Source organism: Variovorax paradoxus B4 (assembly GCF_000463015.1).
In the GTDB taxonomy this organism is placed as follows: Bacteria; Pseudomonadota; Gammaproteobacteria; order Burkholderiales; family Burkholderiaceae_C; genus Variovorax; species Variovorax paradoxus_E.
Genome location: NC_022247.1, coordinates 3,461,145 through 3,483,220, shown reverse-complemented (window position 1 = coordinate 3,483,220; position 22,076 = coordinate 3,461,145). Strand labels below are relative to the sequence as shown.

The 22,076-nt window shown below is 69.7% G+C and carries 10 protein-coding genes; all 10 read right to left on the bottom strand.

From position 1 onward, the window contains the following. Nucleotide 1: 1 nt before the first annotated feature. The gene (locus tag VAPA_RS16220; protein WP_021007848.1) at nucleotides 2-1,324 is read right to left on the bottom strand and encodes a hypothetical protein; all 1,323 of its coding nucleotides are present in this window, start codon (nucleotides 1,322-1,324) and stop codon (nucleotides 2-4) included. 42 nt (nucleotides 1,325-1,366) lie between these two features. Continuing rightward, on the bottom strand, nucleotides 1,367-2,344 hold the full coding sequence (locus VAPA_RS16215) for a GDP-L-fucose synthase family protein (RefSeq protein WP_021007847.1): 978 nt from the start codon (nucleotides 2,342-2,344) through the stop codon (nucleotides 1,367-1,369). A 68-nt stretch (nucleotides 2,345-2,412) separates the two neighbouring features. Then, nucleotides 2,413-3,075 (bottom strand): sugar transferase, encoded by a 663-nt coding sequence (locus tag VAPA_RS16210; RefSeq protein ID WP_021007846.1) that lies wholly within the window; start codon nucleotides 3,073-3,075, stop codon nucleotides 2,413-2,415. After that, a complete protein-coding gene (locus VAPA_RS16205) occupies nucleotides 3,072-5,366 on the bottom strand; it encodes a polysaccharide biosynthesis tyrosine autokinase (protein WP_021007845.1) in 2,295 nt (764 codons plus the stop codon). The genes VAPA_RS16210 and VAPA_RS16205 overlap by 4 nt, the downstream gene beginning before the upstream one ends. 42 nt (nucleotides 5,367-5,408) lie before the next feature. Continuing rightward, nucleotides 5,409-6,587 carry a polysaccharide biosynthesis/export family protein gene (locus VAPA_RS16200; protein WP_021007844.1) on the bottom strand — a complete coding sequence of 393 codons (1,179 nt, stop codon included), beginning with the start codon at nucleotides 6,585-6,587 and terminating at the stop codon, nucleotides 5,409-5,411. A 32-nt stretch (nucleotides 6,588-6,619) separates the two neighbouring features. Next, on the bottom strand, nucleotides 6,620-7,558 hold the full coding sequence (locus VAPA_RS16195; protein ID WP_230558880.1) for an alpha/beta hydrolase family protein: 939 nt from the start codon (nucleotides 7,556-7,558) through the stop codon (nucleotides 6,620-6,622). Next, on the bottom strand, nucleotides 7,551-8,369 hold the full coding sequence (locus VAPA_RS16190) for a serine aminopeptidase domain-containing protein (protein ID WP_021007842.1): 819 nt from the start codon (nucleotides 8,367-8,369) through the stop codon (nucleotides 7,551-7,553). Before VAPA_RS16190 ends, VAPA_RS16195 begins: the two co-directional genes overlap by 8 nt. Continuing rightward, nucleotides 8,366-9,127 carry a 4'-phosphopantetheinyl transferase family protein gene (locus VAPA_RS16185; protein ID WP_021007841.1) on the bottom strand — a complete coding sequence of 254 codons (762 nt, stop codon included), beginning with the start codon at nucleotides 9,125-9,127 and terminating at the stop codon, nucleotides 8,366-8,368. Before VAPA_RS16185 ends, VAPA_RS16190 begins: the two co-directional genes overlap by 4 nt. Nucleotides 9,128-9,133: 6 nt before the next feature. Beyond that, nucleotides 9,134-14,137, bottom strand: a complete 5,004-nt coding sequence (locus VAPA_RS16180; RefSeq protein WP_021007840.1) for a non-ribosomal peptide synthetase — start codon at nucleotides 14,135-14,137, stop codon at nucleotides 9,134-9,136. Further along, complete coding sequence (locus VAPA_RS16175) at nucleotides 14,134-21,525, bottom strand: type I polyketide synthase (protein ID WP_021007839.1); 7,392 nt, start codon at nucleotides 21,523-21,525, stop codon at nucleotides 14,134-14,136. The genes VAPA_RS16180 and VAPA_RS16175 overlap by 4 nt, the downstream gene beginning before the upstream one ends. Nucleotides 21,526-22,076: the final 551 nt, after the last annotated feature.

Below are 22,076 nucleotides of genomic sequence, written 5' to 3'. Positions count from 1 at the left end.
CTCACACCGCGCCGGAGGCATACGGTGCCGCGCGGCGGCGTACCGGGCGGAAGCGCGAACTCAACAGCCCGGCGAGCAGCGCCGCAATCAGCCCCGATGCCGCGAACGGTCCCCAGCCGAGGATCGGACCGCGCAGGAACGGCACGTAGGCGGCCAGCAGCACCAGCGCGCACAGGTAGCTGCCGGACAGCGCGGCGCGCGGATCCACCATCCTGTCCAGCACCCGGAAGCCGGCCGAGATCGCGAGGCCGAACATCACGGGACCGGCCAGTCCGAAGTCGAAGTACGCGGTCGTGAAAGGCGGAAGCGACAGGTTGGCTTGCGAGAAGTTGCCCAGGATGGCGGGCCACCCCAGCGGATCGAAGTCCGGAAACAGCTTCAGGTCCCGCGGCAGGATGAACGAGAAAGCCGACAGCAGGTAGCGCCCCCATCCGAGCTCGGGCTCGGATGCGCGCTCGATGATTCCGGCCACGACGTACATCGCGTCGAAGTCCTGGCTGTAGGGAAAGGTGGTGAGCGATTCGCCCCAGAACGTGCCGCGCGACACCAGGTTGAGCACCGGGCCGAGGCCCGCGATGGCACCGAAGATCAGCAAGGCCAGCGTCCAGCGCCACCCTCGGCCCAGTGCGTGGATGAAGAGCGGCAGCAGCCCGATCAGCAAGACCTGCCGCGCCGTGTTGACCGGGTTCGCGGCGAAGGCGGCCATCGCCAGCGCAAGGCCTGCGGCGCACCATGACCAGACCGTGCGGCGGCGCACGGCATGGATCGTCAGTGCCACGAAGCAGATCAGCACGATGAGCTTGGGCAGCGTCGAATAGACGATGTAGTCGACCGGAAGACTTTCGTCGGCTCCCGGAATGCCGCGCGCGATGAAGTTCAGGTCGGGGCGGATGAACAGCGAGGCAAACGCCGAGATCGCACCGCTCAGGAGCAGCAGCGCGGGGTGGGCCACGCCGGCCGACTGCATCTGGTGGCCCGCATCGGCCGGCGCCAGCGCAGGCGTATCGCGCATGCCGAACCGGGCGGCCTCCACACCCGCCATGTACAGCAGCAGCAGTGTCAGCGCCTGCATGTGCGCGACCGGACCGATCACGCCCGTGTCCCAGAACGAAACGTCGGCGGCGATCTGCATCGCCGGCGCCAGCGAGAAGTAGGTCAGGATCGTGGCGTAGTGGATCAGCAGGAAGACGCTGGCCCCCGGAGCGCCGAGCATCGACAGCTGTACCAGCGACAGCGCGCACACCGCCGCATAGCCCCAGGCCGGCTCGATCGAGCCGCACAGGAACGCAATGGCGATGCCTGACCAGAAGGAAAGCGCTCTCATGGAAGGCCTTGTGCTTGTTCTTGCGTGGGGGGCGGTGCGGGCTCAGGCGTGCGCCAGCTCCTGGACGGGCTGCAGCGACTTCTGGTAGTCCGCATAGGTGCGGCGCAGGCCTTCGGACAGCGGCACCGTGGGGTGCCATCCGAGGGCGGCTGCGCACGACACGTCGAGCAGCTTTCTCGGCGCGCCGTCCGGCCGCGAGGGGTCGAACCGGATCCGGCCCCGGTAGCCCACGACCTCGCCGACCAGTTGCGCCAGCTCGGCGATCGACTGGTCCTCGCCCATGCCCAGGTTGATGTGGGCGCACATCGGGGTGGTGTGCTGCTCGTAGCCGGAGCGGCTCAGGCCCATCACGGTGGTGCAGCCCTCGGCCATGTCGTCGACGTAGAGGAACTCGCGCCTGGCCTGGCCCGTGCCCCAGATCAGCACCTCCGGCGCATTGCTGGTCTTGGCAAGATGGAAGCGGCGGATCAGCGCCGGCACCACATGGCTGTTCTCGATGTGGTAGTTGTCCCCGGGGCCGTACAGGTTGCACGGCATCACGCTGCGGTAGTCGATGCCGTGCGAGGCGCCGTACTGGCGGTTGTAGCTCTCGCACAGCTTGATGCCCGCGATCTTGGCGATGGCGTAGGGCTCGTTGGTCGGTTCGAGCTGGCCGCCGAGCAGCGCATCTTCGCGGATCGGCTGCTCGGTCAGCCGCGGATAGATGCAGCTCGAGCCGAGGAACAGCAGGCGCTTGACGTTCGCAAGGAACGCCTGGTGCGTGACATTGGCGGCAATCAGCAGGTTCTGGTAGATGAACTCCGCCGGATAGGTCATGTTGGCGTGGATGCCGCCGACCTTCGCTGCCGCCAGGTACACCTGGTCGACGCGCTCGGTGGCGAAGAAGCGACGAACGGCATCCTGGTCGAGAAGATCGAGTTCCTCGTGGCTGCGCGTGACGACCTCGTGCCCGAGGCTGCTCAGGCGCTTCACGAGAGACTGCCCCACCATTCCGCGATGACCAGCAACGTAGATACGCATATGTTCTTTCGGTTAAGGGTTGAGGGTTGATAGGACGAAAAGCAAATGCGGATGCCGGCCGACGGCCCCTAGCGGGAGCCGCGCGCTCCGGCCACCACGAGAAAGGTCTTCAGCAGGATCGCGATGTCCTGGCGGATCGAAAGGGTGGCGACATAGTCCGCATCCATCGCCGCGCGGCGCCGGTAGCTGACCTCGTTGCGCCCGCTCACCTGCCACAGTCCGGTGATGCCGGGCCGCACGGCGCAGTAGCTGCTCCAATAGACGCCGTACAGCTCCTTCTGGGCAAACATGCAGGGCCTCGGGCCGACCACGCTCATGTCGCCCTTGAGCACGTTCCAGAACTGGGGCAGTTCGTCCAGGCTGTACTTGCGCAGCACCGCGCCGAAGCGCGTGATGCGCGGATCGCGGTCGAGCTTCTGGTACATCTCCCACTGCCGCCGGGCTGCTTCGTTGCCGCGCAGGTAGCGCTCCAGCACGGCGTCGGCATCGGGCACCATCGTGCGGAACTTGTAGAAGCTGAAGACGCGCCCGTCCCGGCCGTAGCGCGGCTGCTTGTAGATGCCCGGCTTGCCGGAAGTCAGCAGCACGCCGATCCATACCAGCGCGAACGCCCATCCGAGCAGAAGGAAGAAGCCGCCCGCCAGCAGCACGTCCACGACCCGCTTGGAGCCCATCAGCAGCCGTGAATTGCCGGGCGAATGGACAGCGGCGCTCGATCGCAGCGTGTTCATGATGCGGCGCTCGCATGGGCAGGTTGGGGAAGCTCGGCAACCGCCCTCGGGTATTCGTGCACCCGCGGCTGGTAGCCGCCGTAGCGGTAGGCCAGCTTGCCGTAGTAGCGCTGGCGCGTGTCCATCGCATTCAGGACGACGCCCTGGAACTGCGCGCCGGCATGCCGCAGCTGGTGTGCGCTTTCCGACAGGTCGCCCAGCTCGTTGTCCCCGGCGCGCGCGACCATCAGCAGCGTGCCCATGCAGGCCGCCATCTCGGCGGTCTCCGAGGCCAGCAGCATCGGCGGCGTGTCCACGATCACCACGTCATAGCGTGCCGATGCCTTCTCGAGCACCCTGGCAAAGGCGTCGCTCGTCAGGAGCGCGCTCGGGTCCGTGGGCAGCGCGCCCGTGGTCATCACGTCCAGGTGCGCCATGACGCCCGTGTGGACGGCGTTCTGGAATTCGATGGAGCCCTGGATCAGTTCCGACAGGCCGCCGCGGCGCTTCAGCCCGAACACGGCTGCCAGGCTGCTGCGCCGCAGATCGGCGTCGATCAGCAGCACGCGCCGACCGGTCGAGGCGAGCACGGCCGCGAGGTTGGCCGACACGAAGGTCTTGCCCGCGCCCGGCGTGGCGCTCGAAATCATGAGCCGGTTGTCCGATGCCTTGGGCATGGCGAACTTCAGCGCGGTGCGCAGCCGCCGCAATCCCTCGAGCGCCGGGTCGTCCGGATGCTGCGCCGCCAGCAGGTGCACGCCGGGCTTGCCGTTGCGAATGGCGCGATCGAGCAGGTACTGGTGCGCGCTGAGCGTCACGGTGCTGTAGACGTCGAGGCCGGTGTGGGTCTCGATCTCGGCCGGGCTGGCGATGGTCTTGCGCCACGACCTGCGCAGGAACGCCGAACCTGCCCCGAAGGAAAGGCCCGCGATCAGCGCGATCCCCATGACGATCGAGGCCTTGGGCCGGATCGGCTTTTCCGCAAGCAGCGCCTGGTCGAGCACGCGCACGTTGCCGATGCGCCCCTCCTTCGCGAGCCGCATCTGCAGCGAGCTGTTCAGCAGCGACACGTACAGGTCGGTATTGACCTTGATGTCCCGCTGCATGCGCAGCGAGTCCTGCTGCAGCATCGGCATGCGGCGAATGCGCTGCTCCACGCCCCCGAGGGCCTTCCTGAGCGACGCGATCTGTGCGTCGATGGTCATCACGCTCGGGTCCCTGGCCGTGAAGCGCTCGGTAAGCTCGATGCGCTTTTGCGTGGCGTCGAACAGCTTCGTCTGCAGTTCCAGGTTCTGCGACAGCGCGTTGCGCGCCTCGTCGTCCAAGCTGATGGTTCCGTTCTGGTTGCGGTACTGGTTGTAGGTTTGCTCGGACTGCTCCAGCTGCTGCTTCAGCTTGGGCAGCTCGGAGCCCAGGAAGTTGAGGGCGCGCTGTGCCTGGGCCGTCTTCTGGTCGATGTTCACGCGCACGTAGAGCTGCGCCACTTCATTGAGCAGGTTGGCCAGCTGCATCCGGTTGCCGTCGCGCCAGCTCACTTCCATCACCGACGATTGCTTGCCCTTCTCGATCACGCGCAGCTCGCGCTGCAGCTCGAGCAGCACGAGCTGCTTCGACTGGCGCACCAGCTCGAAGGCCGCGCCGGGCCGGCCCGCGATCGAGCCCACCAGCAGATGGATCGGGCCGAGCGGGGTCTGCGCATCGAGCGGCACGCCGACGGAGCCGGCCATCGGCTTGTCCAGCTTGGGGTGCGTCAGCGTGTAGCTGCCGTTGGCGCCCGCGGTCAGCAGGAAGCGCTTGCCTTCGAGATCCGTCGGCACGTCCATTTGCGCAACCACGATCTGCTCGTTGCCGCTCACGTAGCCCGACAGGCCCGCGAAGCCCGGTTCGGAAAGCGTCTTGGCGCGGCGCGCCAGCCAGGCGCCGACCACCGGCACGTACAGCGGCTGCGCCTCGATGTAGAGCTTGGTGTTCTCGATCGCCTGGTCGAGCACCAGGCGCGACTTGAGGATCTCGGCCTCGCCCGCGGTCGGTGTCTTGGCGTTGAGCGCGTTGCTCGCGGAGTCGCCGACCAGCGTGCCGCCCGAGCGGTCCGGGTCCTCGACCTGGATCAGCACGTTGGCCTCGTACACGCGCGGCCCGAACATGGCGTAGCCCGCGCCCAGCAGCAGGGCGACGGCGGTGATGCCCGCGATCTTCCATCGGCTGTCCAGCAGCAGGTCGACATGCTCCCTGAGCCTGGAAGGAGGGGTGTCGGAAGCCGCGACCTCCGGGGCCGAGGGAGCGGGAAGTGCAGGTTGCCAGTGCGCATTCATGAGGATCACCTTTGTGTGTTGCCTGGACGGGATGGCGGAGCGTCAGCGGCGGCTCATGGTGCCGCCGAGGTTCACGACCTGCGCGGCGGGGAGGATCAGGCTGATCACCCGGTTCCAGCGCGCCAGCGGCACGGGGTCGATGTAGACCACGTCGCGCGGCTGCAGCTCGAAGCGGTCGGCAAGCGCCAGCGCCACCGGGTTCTTCGCGTCCAGGTGGTACACCTCGGGAACGTCGCCGCTCGAATTGCGCACCACGTAGATCTGGTCGGTCGACGCGGTCTGCAGCGCCGGGCCGCCCGCGTCGCCCAGCGCCTCGTTCAGGCTCAGCCGGCCGTCGCGCATCGGCAGGGCGGAGGGGCGCAGGATCTCGCCCATCACGTAGATGCGGCTGTCGTCCCGGGTGCCCACGTTCACGATGTCGCCGTTCTGCAGCGGGATGCGCGTCGGGTCGAGGCCCAGGCGCCGAAGCAGCGGCAGGTCGATCACCATCGTGCGTTCCGCGCGCGTCAGGGTCACGCGCGAACGGTCGCCGGCCGGTGTGATGCTGCCGGCGCGGTTGATGGCCTCGGCGAGCGTCATCGGCACGTCGGTGAAGATCTGCAGGCCCGGCGTGCGGACCTCGCCTTCCACATAGACGCGCCGGCTGCGGAACGACTGGATCCTGACGCTCACGAGCGGATCCTTGACGAAGGGCGCGATCTTGCGCGAGATCATCTCGGCGGCGGACCTTTCCGTCATGCCTTCGATCTTGGTGCGGCCGATGTAGGGAAAGCTGATCTCGCCATCGCCATCGACAATGAAGCCGGGTGCGACGCTCACCCCGGTGGGGTCCGACTGCTGCGAGATGACCGCGCCCGCATTGGGCATCAGCTCGGGATGGCGATAGACCACGATGCCGATCACGTCGCCCGGGGCGATCGTGTAGGCCGGCGCCTTGCCGAACAGCTGCCGCACCTCGGGCGGCAGCGCGGCGGGGTTGCGCGCCGCCATCGTGCGGATCAGTTCGGGCGTGATGGAGACGATCTTCGGTTCGCCCCGCGCGTCGCTGCCGCCCGAGCGGTAGGCGCCCCAGTTCCCGCTGTCGGGTGGACCGAAACCCGGAACCCCGCAGCCGGCCAGGCACAGCGGCAGCAGCAGCACCGCCGATCGGATGCGGGTTCGGGCGCGGGCGGGGACGGCGCGGGCGGTGCGCAAGGAACTGGCCGGATCGAGGTGTGCCATGGGGTTTCCTTTCTTCCTTGGGGGGAATCGGTTCACTGCGGGACGTAGGCGCCGTGCTTGGGGCGCTCCACGACGGGGGCGAGCGGGTTCGGGCTGGGGCTGGTGCTGCGGCGCTCCGGGCCGGCGCCGACGGCGCAGGCAGCCACCCAGCCGCCGACGGAGCGCAGGAACAGCTGCTGTCCCCGCATCGTGCAAAGCGTGTGGTCGGCATCGCGCATGAATTCGTACTGCACGGCCAGCGCGAAGGGTTCGCTGCGGAACGGGCCGAGCTGGTCGCGGTCGTGGTCGCAGACATGCAGCGAGCCCGAATAGAGCAGCTGCACCGCCACCTTGCGTTCGACCAGGCGCCTCATGGTGGCGCCGAACCAGACCGCGTTGACCTCGGGCGGCTTGCGTTCCGCGAAGAAACCGGGCAGCGGCTTCGTCGAATGGCTGGGGAGCAGGTGGCGCTGGAGCCAGCGCTTGGCCTTGCCCGCGAACGACGGGTGCGCGGGCGCCGCCAGGGCGCGCCGCAGCATGCGTTCCCAGCGCGCGCGCCGGTCCGGAAAGGCGAAGCCGTCGAACAGCGAGAGCGCCACCACGCGCGTGTCCGTCGCGGCCGCGGTCATGGCGTGCTCCACGCCCGAGCACATGCCCACGATCGCGAACCTGCGGATGCCCAGCATGCTTTCGAGAAGGTCCATGCCGGCGCGCAGGTCGCGCACCGCGCGGGTCTGCAGGTCGGACGACGCGTCGGACGCGTCGCTGTCCCCCAGGCCGCCGAGGTCGAAGCGCAGGCTGCTAACGCCGCGTGCGGCCAGGACGTGCGCCAGCTTCACGTTGATGCGGCGCGGCCCGACCCGGTGGTTGGCGCCCATGTTGAGCATCAGGCAGGCGACGTCGGCCGGCGTCCGGTACGTGGGAATGGTGACCATGCCCATCAGTGCGTTTCCCGGTCCGAACCGGACGGGGCATTGCGTCATGTCATTCATGGAGGGCACCCTGCAAGCGGTTGAGCGCGTCGGCCGGAACCATGGCGCTGTTGGGATAGGGGTCGGAGGTCCAGTCGAGGCGGTGCTGGAAATAGGCGAGACGCACCGGCATGTGGCGCGACTGCTGTTCGGCCGCCCATTGCGCGGTGTCCGCGTCGTCGGGTGCAGTCAGCACCAGCGTGTCGTGCAGGGCCGTGAGCGGCAGCGATTCGGGCGCCAGTGCGCCAAGCTGGGTACGCAGCGCGGGCGACAGCATGGTGCCCAGCGCTTCTTCGGGCAGCGCGTCGGGATCCTGCGCAAGGTTGCGGCGCCAGACCAGGTCCGGAATGCAGAAGGTCGTGTCGATGGCCGCGACATGCTGCTCGCGCAGCAGGCGCGCATAGCGCCGGCCGTCGATCACCGGCTCCCACAGCACGAGCCGCGACGGGTCGCAGCGTCCGTTGCGCGCAGCCAGCACGGCCAGGGTCGCGCCGAGCCGCGCGCCGACCCAGACGATGCGGCTTCCCGGAACCCTGCGGCGCAGCTCTTCGTGGGCCGAGCACAGGTCGCGGCGCCAGCCGTCGAGCTCCCCTTCGCTTTCATCGCCGGGCGAGTCGCCCGCGCCGTGGAAGTCGAAGCGCAGGGTGGCAATGCCCGAGCGCGCGAGGCGCTCGGCCAGCACCTTGAAGAAGCGGTGGGTCCGCAGGCCCTCCTGGCCGAAGGGCGGGCACACGAGCACCGCGGTACTTCCGGGCCGGCCATCGCCAGCCGCATGGAACACGCCGAAGATCTGGCGCGACGCCGGTCCGAACATGAACGGGAGCGCGGTCATTGCGGCACCCTCGGCGCTGCGCGCCTTTCCGCCGAGCGGGAGCGGGCGCAGGTCTGCGCCGCGAAGCTCGGCACGCTGGCGCGCACGTGCGTCTGGCGCCATTCGGCGATCGCTCCCACGCTGTCCACGCGCAGCGGCGCGGGCTGCAGCACGAGCCACAGGATCCGGCCGGCCACCGGCACTTCCACGCTCCGGCAGTCGGGCTCCAGCCCCACCTCGAAGCGCTCCGTCGGCACGATCAGCCCGAGGCCGATGGCCTTGAGGCAGGCTTCCTTGCGCGTCCAGCAGGTCAGAAAGGCATGCTCGCGCTCGCCGGCGGGCAAGGCCGCGAGCGCTTCGTTCTCGCTGTCGGTGAAATGCTGCGCGGCAAGCGCGAGCGCATCGGGCACCGGGCGCAGCTGCTCGACGTCGGCCCCCAGCGGACCGCGTTCGCCGATGGCGAGCAGTCCCAGCGCCTGGCTGTGACTCAGCGAGAACCGCACCCGCGGCCAGCCCGACAGCGAAGGCTTGCCGAATGCGCTGCGGGTGAAGCGCAGCGCCTCGGGGCTCTCGCCGGTGTGCGCAGCCAGCGCGTACCGCAGCGCGACATGCGCCGCCACGAAGCGCTGCCGGTCGGCCTCGAACCGGAACTGTGCGGCGCGCTCATGCTCCTCGTCGCTGAGGAGCCGCTGCGCCTCGGGGCCGGGGCCGACGTCCAGTTCGAGATACCGGCAGACCGGCGCCTCGACGGAGCTCAGGGAGAAAGCTGCGGGGCCCATGATGGATCACTCCTTGCGCAGCCAGCTGCCGAAGGCGCGACTCAGCAGGCCGTCGCCGCGCGCCGGGCCCTTGAGGTTGCCGAGCGGCAGCTTGCCGAGATCCGCGAGCTCGGCATCCTCCGCGGCCCGGTGCGCGGACGAGGCGATCTGCCCGAGGTTCTCGAACAGGTAGCGGCGCGAATTCACGTGGTAGCCCAGCGTCTTCTCGGCCTGCTGGATCGCGCGCAGCACGAGCAGCGAATCTCCGCCGAGATCGAAGAAGTTGTCGCTCGAGCGGATGTCGTTGACATCGATCCCGATCACGGAGGCCCAGATCTGCGCGAGCCGCGCATGCTCGGGGTTCAGGATGGTGTCTTGCGCCTTGGCCGCACCGGCCGGCGCATCCACCGGCGCCGCAGCCCTGAGCGGATCGACGGCCGCGAGCTTGCGCAGATAGACGGCGCTCGCGGAGCCTTCCTCGCTGGCAAGGTCGGCCAGCGACGCCTCGGGATGATCGGCCACCCTCTGCAGCAGTTCGAGATAGCGGTCGCGCAGCTGCGCCCCGGTCTCGCGCAGGTAGATGTCCGCGTTGTAGATCAGCGCGCCTTCCAGCCCGTGCGGCTTGTCCATCAGCCACACGCCGATGTCGTCGGTGGCGCCGCGCTGCATCAGGTGTAGCTGCCGCGTCTGCAGGCTGCCGAGCCGGCGCGCACGGTCGCGCGCGTCCTGGAACGAGAACATCGACTGGTAGGGCCCGACCGCCCTGATGCGTGCGCCGAGCGAGGGCTCCGCCATCAGGCGCTCGAACGGCACCTGCTGGTAGTTCATCAGCGACAGCAGCTCGCGCTTCACGTAGCGCATGAACTCCGCGAGCGGCTGTTCCAGGCCGACCTGCAGCGACACCGGCAGCACGTTGGTGAAGAAGCCCATCACGTCTTCGGTCTCGGGCTGCTGCCGGCCGCGCACGGGGTTCGCGATGACGATGGCCTCGGAGCCGACGATGCGGCTCATGGCGAACGCGTACACGCCGAAGGTCAGCATGCTGAGCGTCACGTCCATGTCGCGCGCGACCTTGCGCAGCTGCTGGGTGGTGGCGAGATCGACGCGGATCCAGTGGGCGCCGCCCTGGCCGCTCTTGCCCGCGCGGCGCGGCATGTCGGTGTTGGGCAGGCGCGGCATCGGTGCGCCGGCGAAGCGCTTGAGCCAGAAGTCGAGCTGGTCCTGGAACGACGGCTCCTTCATCCAGTTCGCCAGCCACTCGGCATAGTCGCCCTGCGTGGTGGCGATGGGCGCCAGCGCATGCGCACGCCCGCGCTCCGCCGCGTCGTAGATGGCGGAGAGCTCGCGCTGGAGCAGGTCGAAGGACCAGCCGTCCCAGATCAGGTGGTGCGGCACGAAGACGAACACATGCTCGTGCACGTCGAGCTGGAACACTGCGGCATGCAGCATCGGCGCACGGTGGATGTCGATCGGCCGGTCGGCGAGCTCCTGCATGCGTTCGGCCAGTTCGGCTTCGCGCTGGTCGGCCGGCAGGTCGCGCAGGTCGACGAAGGGCAGCGAGAAATCCACCGACTCCGCGATCAGCTGGGCCGGCTGGCCCGTGTGCGGATCGGTGCCCATGCGGGTGCGCATGGCGGGCTGGCGGCGGATGATTTCCTTGAACGCGGCCTCGAAGCGCTCCGCGTCGAAGACGCCGGTCAGGCGCTGGGCCGCGGGAGCGTTGTAGACGGAGCGGCCCGGATGCAGGTCTTCCATGAAGCGGATGCGCTCCTGCGAGGGCGTGAGCGGTGCCGTCTTGCGATCGATGCGGCAGGGCAGCGGTGCCTGCGCGCCGGCGCCGGCGTTCTGCAGGCCTTCGACCACGGCGGCCAGCTTTTCGGCCGTGGGCGCCTCGAACAGCGAGCGCAGCGGCAGCGTGATCTGGAATTCGCGGCTCAGCAGCGTGGTCAGGCGCGAGGCCAGCAGCGAATGCCCGCCCATCGTGAAGAAGTCGTCGCGCATGTCCAGGCCCGGCAGGCTCAGCACCTTTTCCATGGTGGCGAGCACCTTGCGTTCGCATTCGGTGCGCGGGCCGGCGCCGCGCCGCGCCTCGTCGCGCGACACCGCCTGCGGCGCGGGCAGCGAGATGCGGTCGACCTTGCCGTTGGGCAGCGTGGGCAGCGCGTTCAGCGCCACCACGTGCTGCGGCAGCATGAAGGCCGGCAGGTGCTCTCGCAGGTGCGCCATCAGCGTGTCGAGTTCGAAGTCGACGCCGGGCGTCAGCGCAAGGTAGGCCACCAGCCGGACATCGCCGGGGCTGTCTTCTCGCGCCACCACCACGCAGCGCGACACGCCGGCCACCTCGCAGCAGCGCGCCTCGATCTCGCCGGGCTCGATGCGGTAGCCCCGTACCTTGAGCTGGAAGTCGAGCCGGCCCAGGTGTTCGATGAGCCCGTCGTTGCGCCAGCGGCCGCGGTCGCCGGTGCGGTAGACGGTTTTTGCGCTGCCGAAGATGCGGGCGGCGACGAAGCGCTCGGCCGTGAGTTCGGGGCGGTCGATATAGCCCAGTGCCAGGCCGTCGCCCGCGATGCAGATCTCGCCCGGCACGCCGATCGGGCAGGGCTGCAGGTCGGCATCGAGGATCCAGATCTCGGTGTTGTCGACGGGGTGGCCGATCGACACGCCGCGCGAGGCGACGATGTCCGGCCGCACCAGCCAGGCCGTGGAATACACGGTGGTCTCCGTCGGCCCGTAGCCGTTCCAGAACTCGTCCATGCGCTCGCACAGCGCGAACGCCATGCTGGGCCGCAGCGCCTCGCCGCCGGTCCAGCCGCGGAAACCGGGCGCGCCGGGCCACTGGGCGTCGAGCAGCAGCTGCCACATGCCGGGCGTGGCCTGCAGGAAGGTGATGCGTTCTTCCTTGAGCAGCCGGCACAGGCGGTTGCCGTCCATGGCCACTTCGCGCTGCACCATCACGATCTCGGACCCCCCCGACAGCGGCAGCAGCAGGTCCGGCACCGCCATATCGAAGGACAGGGTGGTCACCGCGGCGAGCCGGTCGTTCGCGCTCAAGCCCGATTTGCGCTGCATCCACTGCAGCAGGACAACCACCGAGTGGTGCCGCGCGCACACGCCCTTGGGCAGGCCGGTGGAGCCCGAGGTGTAGATCACGTAGGCGCCGTCGTCGGGACCGGCGTCGTCGCCGCTCGGCGGCAGCGGCTCGCCGCTTTCCTGTTGCCAGGCGGTGTCGCGGTCGATCTCGAACACCCGCTCGCCCGCGTCGGCGCGCCAGCCGCGCGGGGCCGCCGCGATGTCCGACGAGGTCATCAGCAGGCAGAGCCCGGCGTCCTTGGCGTAGTGCTCGAGCCGTGCCTGTGGAAACCCGGGATCGAGCGGCACGTAGGCCGCGCCCGCCTTGAGCACGGCCACCAGCGCGGTGACCATCTCGATGCTGCGCTCCAGGCACAGCCCCACGCGCTCGCCGCGGCGCACGCCGCGTGCGCGCAGCGCCCGCGCCAGGCGGTTGGATTGCGCGTCGAGCTCGGCATAGCTGCAGACCCGCGCGCCGTCGCGCACCGCGGGGCGCTCGGGCTGCAGCGGCACGCGCGCCAGGAAGCGGGCCAGCGCGTGCGGGGCGCTCTCCAGCGGCGTGTGCGGCGGCTGCAGCGCGATCAATGCCTGCGCGGCCTCGGCCGACAGCACCTCGAGCCTGCCGATGGCCTCGTCGGGATTGCGCGCAGCCGAGCGAAGCACGCACTCGTAGATGTCCAGCCAGCGCTGCACGGTGGCCTCGTCGAACAGGTCGGTGTTGTACTGCGCCTCGATCTGCAGTCCGCCGTCGAGCGGGCGAAGGTTCAGGAAGAGCTCGAAGTTCTCGTACTGGCGCGCAATCGTGTCCTGCGCGACGTCGATGCCCGGGAAGGTCTGCGCGCTGCTCGCAACGTCGGGGTCGACGTTGAACGCCACGCTTACCAGCGGCAGCCGGCTCGGGTCGCGCTGCAGCGACAGCTTGCCCAGCAGCGCGCCATAGGTGAGAGCCTGGTGCTCGAAGGCGTCGAGCACGGCGGTGCTGCATTCGCTCATCAGGGCATCGAAGCGAAGCTGCCCGTGGGCGGCAATGCGCAGCGGCAACAGGTTCACGCAATGGCCGACCAGGCCGGGCATGTCGCGCGCGATCTGGCCCGATGCGGGAATGCCCACCACGATGTCCTCCTGCCCGGTGAGCCGGTGCAGCGTGGCGACGAAGCCGCTGAACAGGCCCGCGAACAGGCTGGCGCCGGTCTTCGCGCTCACGGAGCGCAAGGCGCTCACCAGGCGGCGCTCGAGCAGGCGTTCGGTGCGCTGCGAATGGAAGGTGCGCGTGGCGGGGCGCGGATGGTCCACCGGCAGTTCGAGCACCGGCAGGGTGCCGCCGGCGAAGCGCTCCAGCCAGTAGTCCACGTGCGGCTGCATGTCGGGATGCGCGGCTTCGGCGGCTTCCTGCGCGGCAAAGACCGCGTAGGTGGGCGCGGCCTTCAGCGGCTGTCCGTTGCCGGCCTGCTCGGCATAGAGATGGCCGAGCTGCTCGGTGATGACCATCCAGGACCATCCGTCGCACACCACGTGGTGGGCCGACATCACGAGTTCATGCTCGGCGTCGCCCAGCCTGCACAGCACCGCCCGGAACAGCGGGCCGTGCTCCAGCGCGAAGGGCGTGCACACCGCGTCGTCGTGCGCGGCCTTCAGCGCCTGCGCGCGGGCTTCGGGCGAAAGGCCGCGCAGGTCCTGCTGCTCCAGCAGGACCTCGCCGGGCCGGCCGACCAGCATGCAGCTGCCGTCCGGCGAGATGGTGGCGCGCAACGCCTGGTGGCGCTCGACCAGCCGAGCCACGGCACGTGCCATGGCACCGGAGTCCAGCGGCCCGCGCAGGCGCAGCAGCACCGATTCGTTGTAGGCCAGCGAGGCCTCGGTGCTCATCGTCGCACCGAGCCAGATCTCGCGTTGCGATTCCGTCGTCGGTATGACGCATTCGATGAGGCCGTGGGCGGCGGCGGGGCGAAGAACGGCGTTCATGCTGCGGCCTTTCCGTTGATGAGGTGGGGGTTGGGGCTCGAGGTGTCGGGCACGTACCAGAAGGGCTGGCCGTCGACGTCGCGGGCGAGGACGGAGCCGTCTTCCTCGCAGCGCTTGCGGTAGTCGAAACCCGTGACGACCGTCGCGCGGCGCGGCAGGAAGCCGGATTCCTGCATCTCGGCCACCGACTCCTTGAAGACGCGCTGGATGGTGGCGATGTCCTCGGCGCTGTGCGCGCTGGTGAGGAAGCACGGGAAGTTGTCCAGGATGTGCACGCCGCGGCTGCGCATCATGGCGAACAGCAGGTCCTGCAGCGGGTGGTCCTCGAGCCAGCTCACGCGCCAGAGCGATGCGAACTGGCGAATCGCGATGGGCGCGCCCACCTCGAGGCACCAGGCGGTGAGCTCGTCGGCCATGGCGGCGGTGCTGCCCGTGAGGCCGGTCTGCAGCGACGGGCCGGCTTCCTTCAGGTGCGTGAGCGAGGCCTTGGCCGCAGCCAGCGCGAGCGGGTGCCGCACGAAGGTGCCGGCGAAGTAGGTCACGCCGACGCCCGGGATCGAGTCGTCGCCGTACTGCCAGGCGCCGCCGTCGAGCGCGTCCATGAAGGCCCGCTTGCCGGCGATCACGCCCACCGGAAAGCCGCCACCGATCACCTTGCCGTAGGTGGCCAGGTCGGCGCGCACGCCGAACAGTTCCTGGGCGCCGCCGAGCCCGACGCGAAAGCCCGTGATGACTTCGTCGAAGATGAAGCAGGTGCCGCTCTGCTCGGTGATGGCGCGCACTTCCTGCAGGAACTCGCGCGGCTGGAAGTCCGGCCGGCGGCTCTGCACCGGCTCGGCCAGCACGGCGGCCAGGTCGTCGGCGTTCTCGCGGATGAAGGCCAGCGCCTCCGGCGTGCCGTAGTCCAGCACGCGGATGTCGCCGAACATGCCGCTCATCACGCCCGGCGCGGCCGACAGGCCCTTGCCGCCCTTGCCGGCGCGCACCAGCACCTCGTCGAAGGTGCCGTGGTAGGAGCCGGTGAACACGACCACGGTGCTGCGCCCGGTCACCGTGCGGGCGATGCGCAGCGCGGCCATCACCGCTTCGGAGCCGGTGTTGCACAGCGCCGCGCGGTCGCAGCCCGTGAGTTCGCAGATGAGGCCGGTGACATCGGCGGCCAGCGGATGCTGCGGCCCGATCTCGTAGCCTGCGTCGAGCTGGCGGCGCACCGCTTCCTGCACGAAGTCCGGCTGCCAGCCGAACATGTTCATGCCGAAGCCGTTGAGCGCGTCGACGTACTCGTTGCCGTCGAGATCCCAGAGCTTCGATCCCTTCGAGCGCTCGATGACGATCTGGTAGGTGATCTCCTTGGTCAGCGGCCGGAAACCGTTCACCACGCGGGGGTCGGCCATGTGCGGACGGTTGGCTTCGGTGAACTGCTTGCTCTTTTGCGTGCGCTCCACATAGCGCCGCATGAAGGCCGCCAGCCTGGCCTTCTGCCGGCCGCTCGGCTCGGCGGTGCGCTGGGTGTGGATCCGCGCGATGGCGCCGAAGGCCTTGGCGACGTCGTAGCGCTGCGGCTCCCTGGCCGGGGCGGGTCCGTCGGCGGAGGGTTGCGCCGCCACGGCCGCAGTGCTTGCGGCAGCGGTCGGCATGGTGGGCGCGGCCGCGAGCGCGTCCATGCCTGCGCCCGACAGCAGCGCGAGCTGGCGCCGCATCAGTTCCATCTGCTGCGCAACCAGCTGCACGATCGGCGCGCTGCCGATGTCGCCGCCCGTGGCTGCTGCGTTCACCACCGGCAGGAACGCGGCCGGCGGCTGCGCAGCCGCCGCCTGCACCGCCACCGGCAGCGGGACCGCAGCCGTGGATACAGACGCTGCCGCAACCACGGGCTCGGCCGGCAGGCTCTCGCGCAGGAATGCGGAAAGGGTGTCGAAGCTGCGGTAGTTCTCCATGAGCTGTCGAAAGCTCAGGTTCACCTTGAAGCGCTTCTTGATCTGCGTGGCAACCTGGGTCAGCGTGAGCGAATCCAGGCCCAGCTCGCCGAAGGCGGCGTGTCCTTCGGCCTGCATCATGTCGATGCCGGAGATGTCCTCGAACAGGGATCGCAGGCGTGCGTCCATGGACTCGGTGGGCGCAGGGGAAGCAGGTGAAGGAAGTGGCGGGGGCGCTGCAGCTGTCACGGTCGACTCCAAGAAGGGGGGTGGAACGAAGAGCGCGGGCGTGGGTGGGGCAACGGGCAGCGAGGCCGGCGGCGAAACCGGCGAGGCAATGGCCGGGCTCGCCGCGGTCGCTGCGATGTCGACCCAGAAACGCTTGCGTTCGAAGGGGTAGGTGGGCAGGCGCACGCGCTGTGCGCCGGTGCGAACGGCGAGCCGGGACAGCTCGACGTCGGCGCCGCATGTCCAGAGGCGGGCCAGCGCCAGCCGCAGCGTGCGGGCCTCGTCGGCCGGCTCGCCGTGCAGCAGCGGCATCACTTCGAGCGCGCCGTGCTGGCGCACCAGCGTGGCCAGCGTGTTGCGGGGGCCCACTTCAATGAAGAGCGGCCGCGCCGTCTGCGCCATGGCGCTGCGCACGGCGGGCGAGAACTGGACGGTGCTGCGCAGGTGGCGGGCCCAGTAGGCGGCGCTGGTGGCCTCGGCGTCTTCGAGCAGGCGGCCCGTGAGCGTCGAGAAGATCGGCACCGTCGGCGGATGCAGCGCCACTTCGCCGACCAGCGCTTCGAAGGGCGCGACGGCGGCATCCATCATGGAGGAATGGAAGGCGTGCGAGGTCTGCAGAAGGCGGCTTGCGATGTCGTCCTTCTGCAGCTCGGCCTGCAGGGCTTCAATGGCGTCGAACGGCCCCGCCACCACGCAGGCCGTGGGGCCGTTGTCCGCGGCGAGCGAGAGCGACGGGCCGAGCCGGGCCGCGAGCTCGAGCGCGCCCAGGCGCACCGACAGCATCGCGCCCGCGGGCTGGGCCTGCATGAGCGCCCCGCGGCGGGCCACCAGCCGGGCGGCGTCTTCCAGCCGCATCACGCCTGCGAGCACGGCGGCGACGAACTCGCCCACGCTGTGGCCGATGAGCGCATGCGGCCGCGTCCCCAGCGAGAGCAGCCGGCGGGCCAGCGCGTACTCGATGGCGAAGATGGCGGGCTGCGTGACGGCAGTGGGTACCAGCGCCTGCGGATCGGTTCCGAACATGCGCTCGCGCAGGTCGAAATCCACCGCGCCGCCGAAAGCCTTCAGGCAGGTGTCGAGGGCTGCCGCGAACACCGGGTCGCTGGCATGCAGGATCTTTCCCATGCCGGCGTACTGCGCGCCCTGGCCCGGGAACATCAGCACCGGCTGCGGCGCGCGCGAGTCGACGCGCCCGCTGGCGCGCCACGGGCTGTCGCTCGCGCGCAGCGCGGCCACGGCTTCGGCCGCATCGCTGGCCACCACCGCGCGGCGGAAGGCATGCGCCTTGCGGCCGACGCTCAGCGTGTAGGCGACGTCGGCCAGCGGTACGCCGGGCGTTGCGTCGAGGTGCGCGGCGAGCTGCTCCGTGGCCACGGCCAGCGCGGCCTCCGAGCGGGCCGAGATCGACAGCACCTGCGGCCCTCCGGCGCTGGCCGAGACGGGCCGCGCGGGCGCTTCCTCGAGGATGATGTGCGCGTTGGTGCCGCCGACGCCGAAGGCGCTGACGCCGGCGCGCCGCGGCTGGCTCGTGCGCGGCCAGGCCTGCAGGCTGCCGCTCACGTAGAAGGGCGTGCGCGCGAAGTCGATCGCCGGATTCGGCGCGCTGAAGTGAGCGGTCGGCGGAATCGCTTCGTGGTGCAGCGAGAGCGCCGCCTTGATGAGGCCGGCGGCTCCCGCGGCGGTCACCATGTGGCCCACGTTGCTCTTGAGCGAACCGAGCGTGCAATAGCCCAGCGCGCCGGTGTGTTCGGCATAGGCGCAGGTCAGCGCCTCGACCTCGACCGGGTCGCCCATCGGCGTGGCGGTGCCGTGCGCCTCGACGTACGAGATGCTGCGCGCGTCCACGTTGGCCGCCGCCAGCGCCGCGCGGATCACGGCGGCCTGGCCGTCGACGCTGGGCGCGGTGAAGCTGGCCTTGGTGCCGCCGTCGTTGTTGACGCAGGCGCTGCGCAGCACCGCATAGATGGTGTCGCCGTCGGCCTGCGCGTCCGCCAGGCGCTTCAGCAGCACCACCGCGGCGCCGTCGCTGAAGACAGTGCCCTGGGCCTGCGCGTCGAAGCTGCGCGTGCGCCCGTCGGGCGAGAGCATCGAGCCTTCCTGGTAGAGGTAGCCGCTGCGCGGCGGGCAGGTGACGGACGCGCCGCCGGCCAGCGCCATGTAGCACTGGCCGGTGCGCAGTGCATGGAAGGCATGGGCCACGGCCACCAGCGAGGTCGAGCAGGCGGTATGGATGCTCACCGCCGGCCCCGTCAGGTTGAGCCGGTTGGCCACGCGCGTGGTGATGTAGTCCTTCTCGTTGGCCAGCATCACCTGGAACTCGCCCACCGCTTCGATCAGGTCGGGCCGGGTGGCGACATGGCGCTGGAAGTAGCTGGCGTTGTACATGCCGGCATACACGCCCACGGGGCCCGGTGCGGCGTCGGGCACATAGCCCGCGCGCTCCAGGCATTCCCAGCAGATCTCGAGGAACACGCGCTGCTGCGGGTCCATCAGCACGGCCTCCTTCGGGCCGATGCCGAAGAAGGCGGCGTCGAAGTTCTCGATGCCTTCGATCACGCCGCGGGCCCGCACGTAGGCCGGGTCCTTGCGCAAGGCTTCGCTCACGCCGGCATCGAGCGTGTCGTCGTCGAAGAAGCTGATGGTGTCGCGGCCGGCGACGAGGTTGTCCCAGAGCTGCTCGACATCCGCGGCGCCTGGAAAGCGGCCCGCGGTGGCGATCAGCGCAATGGCCTCCGACATGTTGGGGTCGGTCTCGGCGAGCGGCGGCTGTGCGCTCGCTGTGCGCGGCGCGGCGGCGGGCGCGGACGCCGCATCGGCGGCCGTTTCCAACTCGGCCGCCATGGCGCTCGGCGTCGGATGGCGGAAGAAGAGATTGGTCGACAGCGGCTGCGCGCTGTCACGCTGCAGTTCCGCCAGCACCTGCAGCACGCGCAGCGAGTCGCCGCCCAGGTCGAAGAAGTTGTCGTTGCGCCCGGCCTTCTCGATGTGCAGCGCGCGGGCGAAGGCTTCGCACACCCGCTGCTCGGCGGCGTTGCGCGCTTCCTCGAACGGCTGCGCGAGATCGGGGCGTTCGGCCGCCGGTTCGGGCAGGGCCCTGCGGTCGAGCTTGCCGTTGAGCGTGACCGGAAGTTGCGCGAGCCAGACCTGGGCAGAGGGCAGCAGCGCTGCGGGCAGGCGTGTGGCCAGATGCGTGCGCAGCGCGTCCCAGGAGAGCCTGTGCGAGCGCGCGACAAGGTAGGCCACCAGGCGCAGCTGGCCATCGGCGTCGGGCCGCGCATCGACGGCGCAGGCCTGGATGGCCGGGTGCGCGAGGATGGCCATCTCGACCTCGCCGGTCTCGATCCGGTGGCCATGGATCTTGACCTGCCCGTCGCGGCGGCCGATGAATTCGAGCGTGCCGTCGGGCAGCCAGCGCACGAGGTCGCCCGTGCGGTAGAGGCGCTCGCCGGTCGCGCCGAACGGATCGGGCACGAAGCGTTCTTCGGTCAACCGGGGTTGCCGCAGGTAGCCGCGCGCGAGCCCGTGCCCGCCGATGCACAGCTCGCCCACCAGGCCGGTCGGCAGCAGGGCCATCGAAGGGCTCAGCACGCGCAGCACGGTGTCCTTGATCGGCCGGCCGATCGGCACCGAGCGCAGGTCGGCGGGCAGCGCGGCCGGAATGCGGTGGGTGGCCGCGAAGGTGGTGCATTCGGTCGGCCCGTAGCCGTTGCTGAGCGCAAGCGCCGGAAGCGCGGCCAGTGCGCGCCGCACGTGCGGCACCGAGAGCGCTTCGCCGCCGGTGATGAGATGCCGCAGGCCCGAGAAGTGCGCCGGGTCGTCGTCGATCACCGCGTTGAACAGCGCGGCCGTGAGCCAGGCGGTGTGCACGTGGTGGCGCGCGATGGTGCGGGCAAGGCCGGCGCCCGTGGGTACGCGCTCGCCGTGGACCACGCAGCAGCCGCCGTTGAGCAGCGGACCCCAGATCTCGAAGGTGGCGGCATCGAAGCCGAGCGGCGCGGCATGCAGCACGTTGCGGCCCGGCGCCAGCTCGGCATAGTCGACGCCGACCACCAGGCGCAGGATCGCGCGGTGGCAGATCTCGATGCCCTTGGGCGTGCCCGTCGAGCCCGAGGTGTACATCACGTACGCCACCGATTCACCGTCGATGGCGGGAGCGCTCCAGGGCGCGGATTCGGTGCCCTCGGTTTCATCGAGCAGCAGCGGCGCACGCGACGCGGGCACGAGATGGCGCAGCGCCGACGTGGTGACCACCTGCCGCGAGTTCGCCTCGTCGAGCATGTAGGCGATCCGCTCGGGCGGGAAATCCGTCGGCACCGGCACATAGGCCGCGCCCGCCTTGAGGATGCCGAGCTGCGCCACCACGGCCTCCATCGACCTGTCGAGCACCAGGCCGACGTTGTCGCCCGCCCGCACGCCCAGGTTCTGCAGGCGGTGCGCGAACTGGTTCGACTCGCGCTCGAGCTCGCCGTAGCTCATCTGCGCATCGCCTTCCGCGAGCGCAATGGCATCGGGTGCGGCCGCGGCCTGGCGGGCGAACATCCCTGCCACGGTGAGGGTCCGGTCAAGGGGAGAGGGGGCCGTGTTCCAGTCGGCGAGCTGGTGCTCGCGGTCGGCGGCGGGCAGGGTGCGGATGCTGCCGAGGGGGCTGTCGGCCCGGTCGAGCAGATCGGCGGCGGTGTCGGCAATGGCCGCGAGCAGTTGCTCTGCCGATGCCGCGTCCAGAAGGCTTGCTGCCGCGCTGGCATGGAGGCGCGGCGAGTCGTCCGATGCGGTGGTCAGCCAAAGTTGAAGGGGGGCCTGGACATCGTCGACTCCGATGTCGCCGCGCAGCCAGAGAACGCTCGGCGACGGCTCCGGCGAAGCTGCGGCTGTGGCCTGGCGCCGTTCCTGGTCGAGCGAGGCCAGCCAGGTGCGGGCCGGTTGGGCCGGATCGAAGGCCGCGGCGACCGCCGTCCGGCTCGTGGCCGCTGCCCATCCGTTCTTCGACGCTTCGTGCAGCGCCGGCTGCTGCTCGCCGAGCCAGCGCGCCTGGAGCAGCAGCCACGCCGCCGCGAAGGGGGTGTCGGGCAGCTGGCCGGTGGCGCCGAGCCATTGCTTCCAGCGCTGTGCGCTCTGCTCTCCGAGCGCCACCGAGCTCTGGGCCCGTTCGTCCGGCCTGTCCGAATTGGGGCGCGATGCGAACAGATCATCCAATGAAAATCGGGGGGGCGCGAATTGCGCCGGATCGGCTAATTGAATTTTCATAGGGAAAATCGAAAAAATAATGCATGCAATAGATGGAATGCGGAAATCGGCAATTAGCCAATTAAATTGATGAGTACGTTAGTTTGTATTTCGAGGCAATCCTAGAGGCTTTGTCCGGCGCGGTGTTGTCCAAAGTTTGTCGAATTACATTTCTGAATCATTCGTTACATGTTTGTACTACCTCATATCGCTTGAATAGGGTAGCTAGCGGCCATTTCCGCCGGCATTCCTCGATTCGTCCGATCTGCGGTGAGGGCACTTTCCCGGAAAGCATTGGCCCAGTGAACTCACTGTAGAAATTGCGCCGCAGTCGCGCATGAGCAATGCGCCCCCTTCGGAGGGAGACAAGCGCCCCCGCCCGCACCGCGTGCGACCATGACAAAAGGCCTGCCGAAAACATGGCAAACCGCTGCTGCGCAAGCTGAATAGGTCTGCAAAATGGGGGGGCAGGTAGAGGCGAAACAGGGGAGTGCCGGCTGCCCGGTATCGCCTGCGCCGGATACCGCAGCTTGTCGACCAGAAGCTGATCAGGCGGGGCTGCGAAGGGCAAG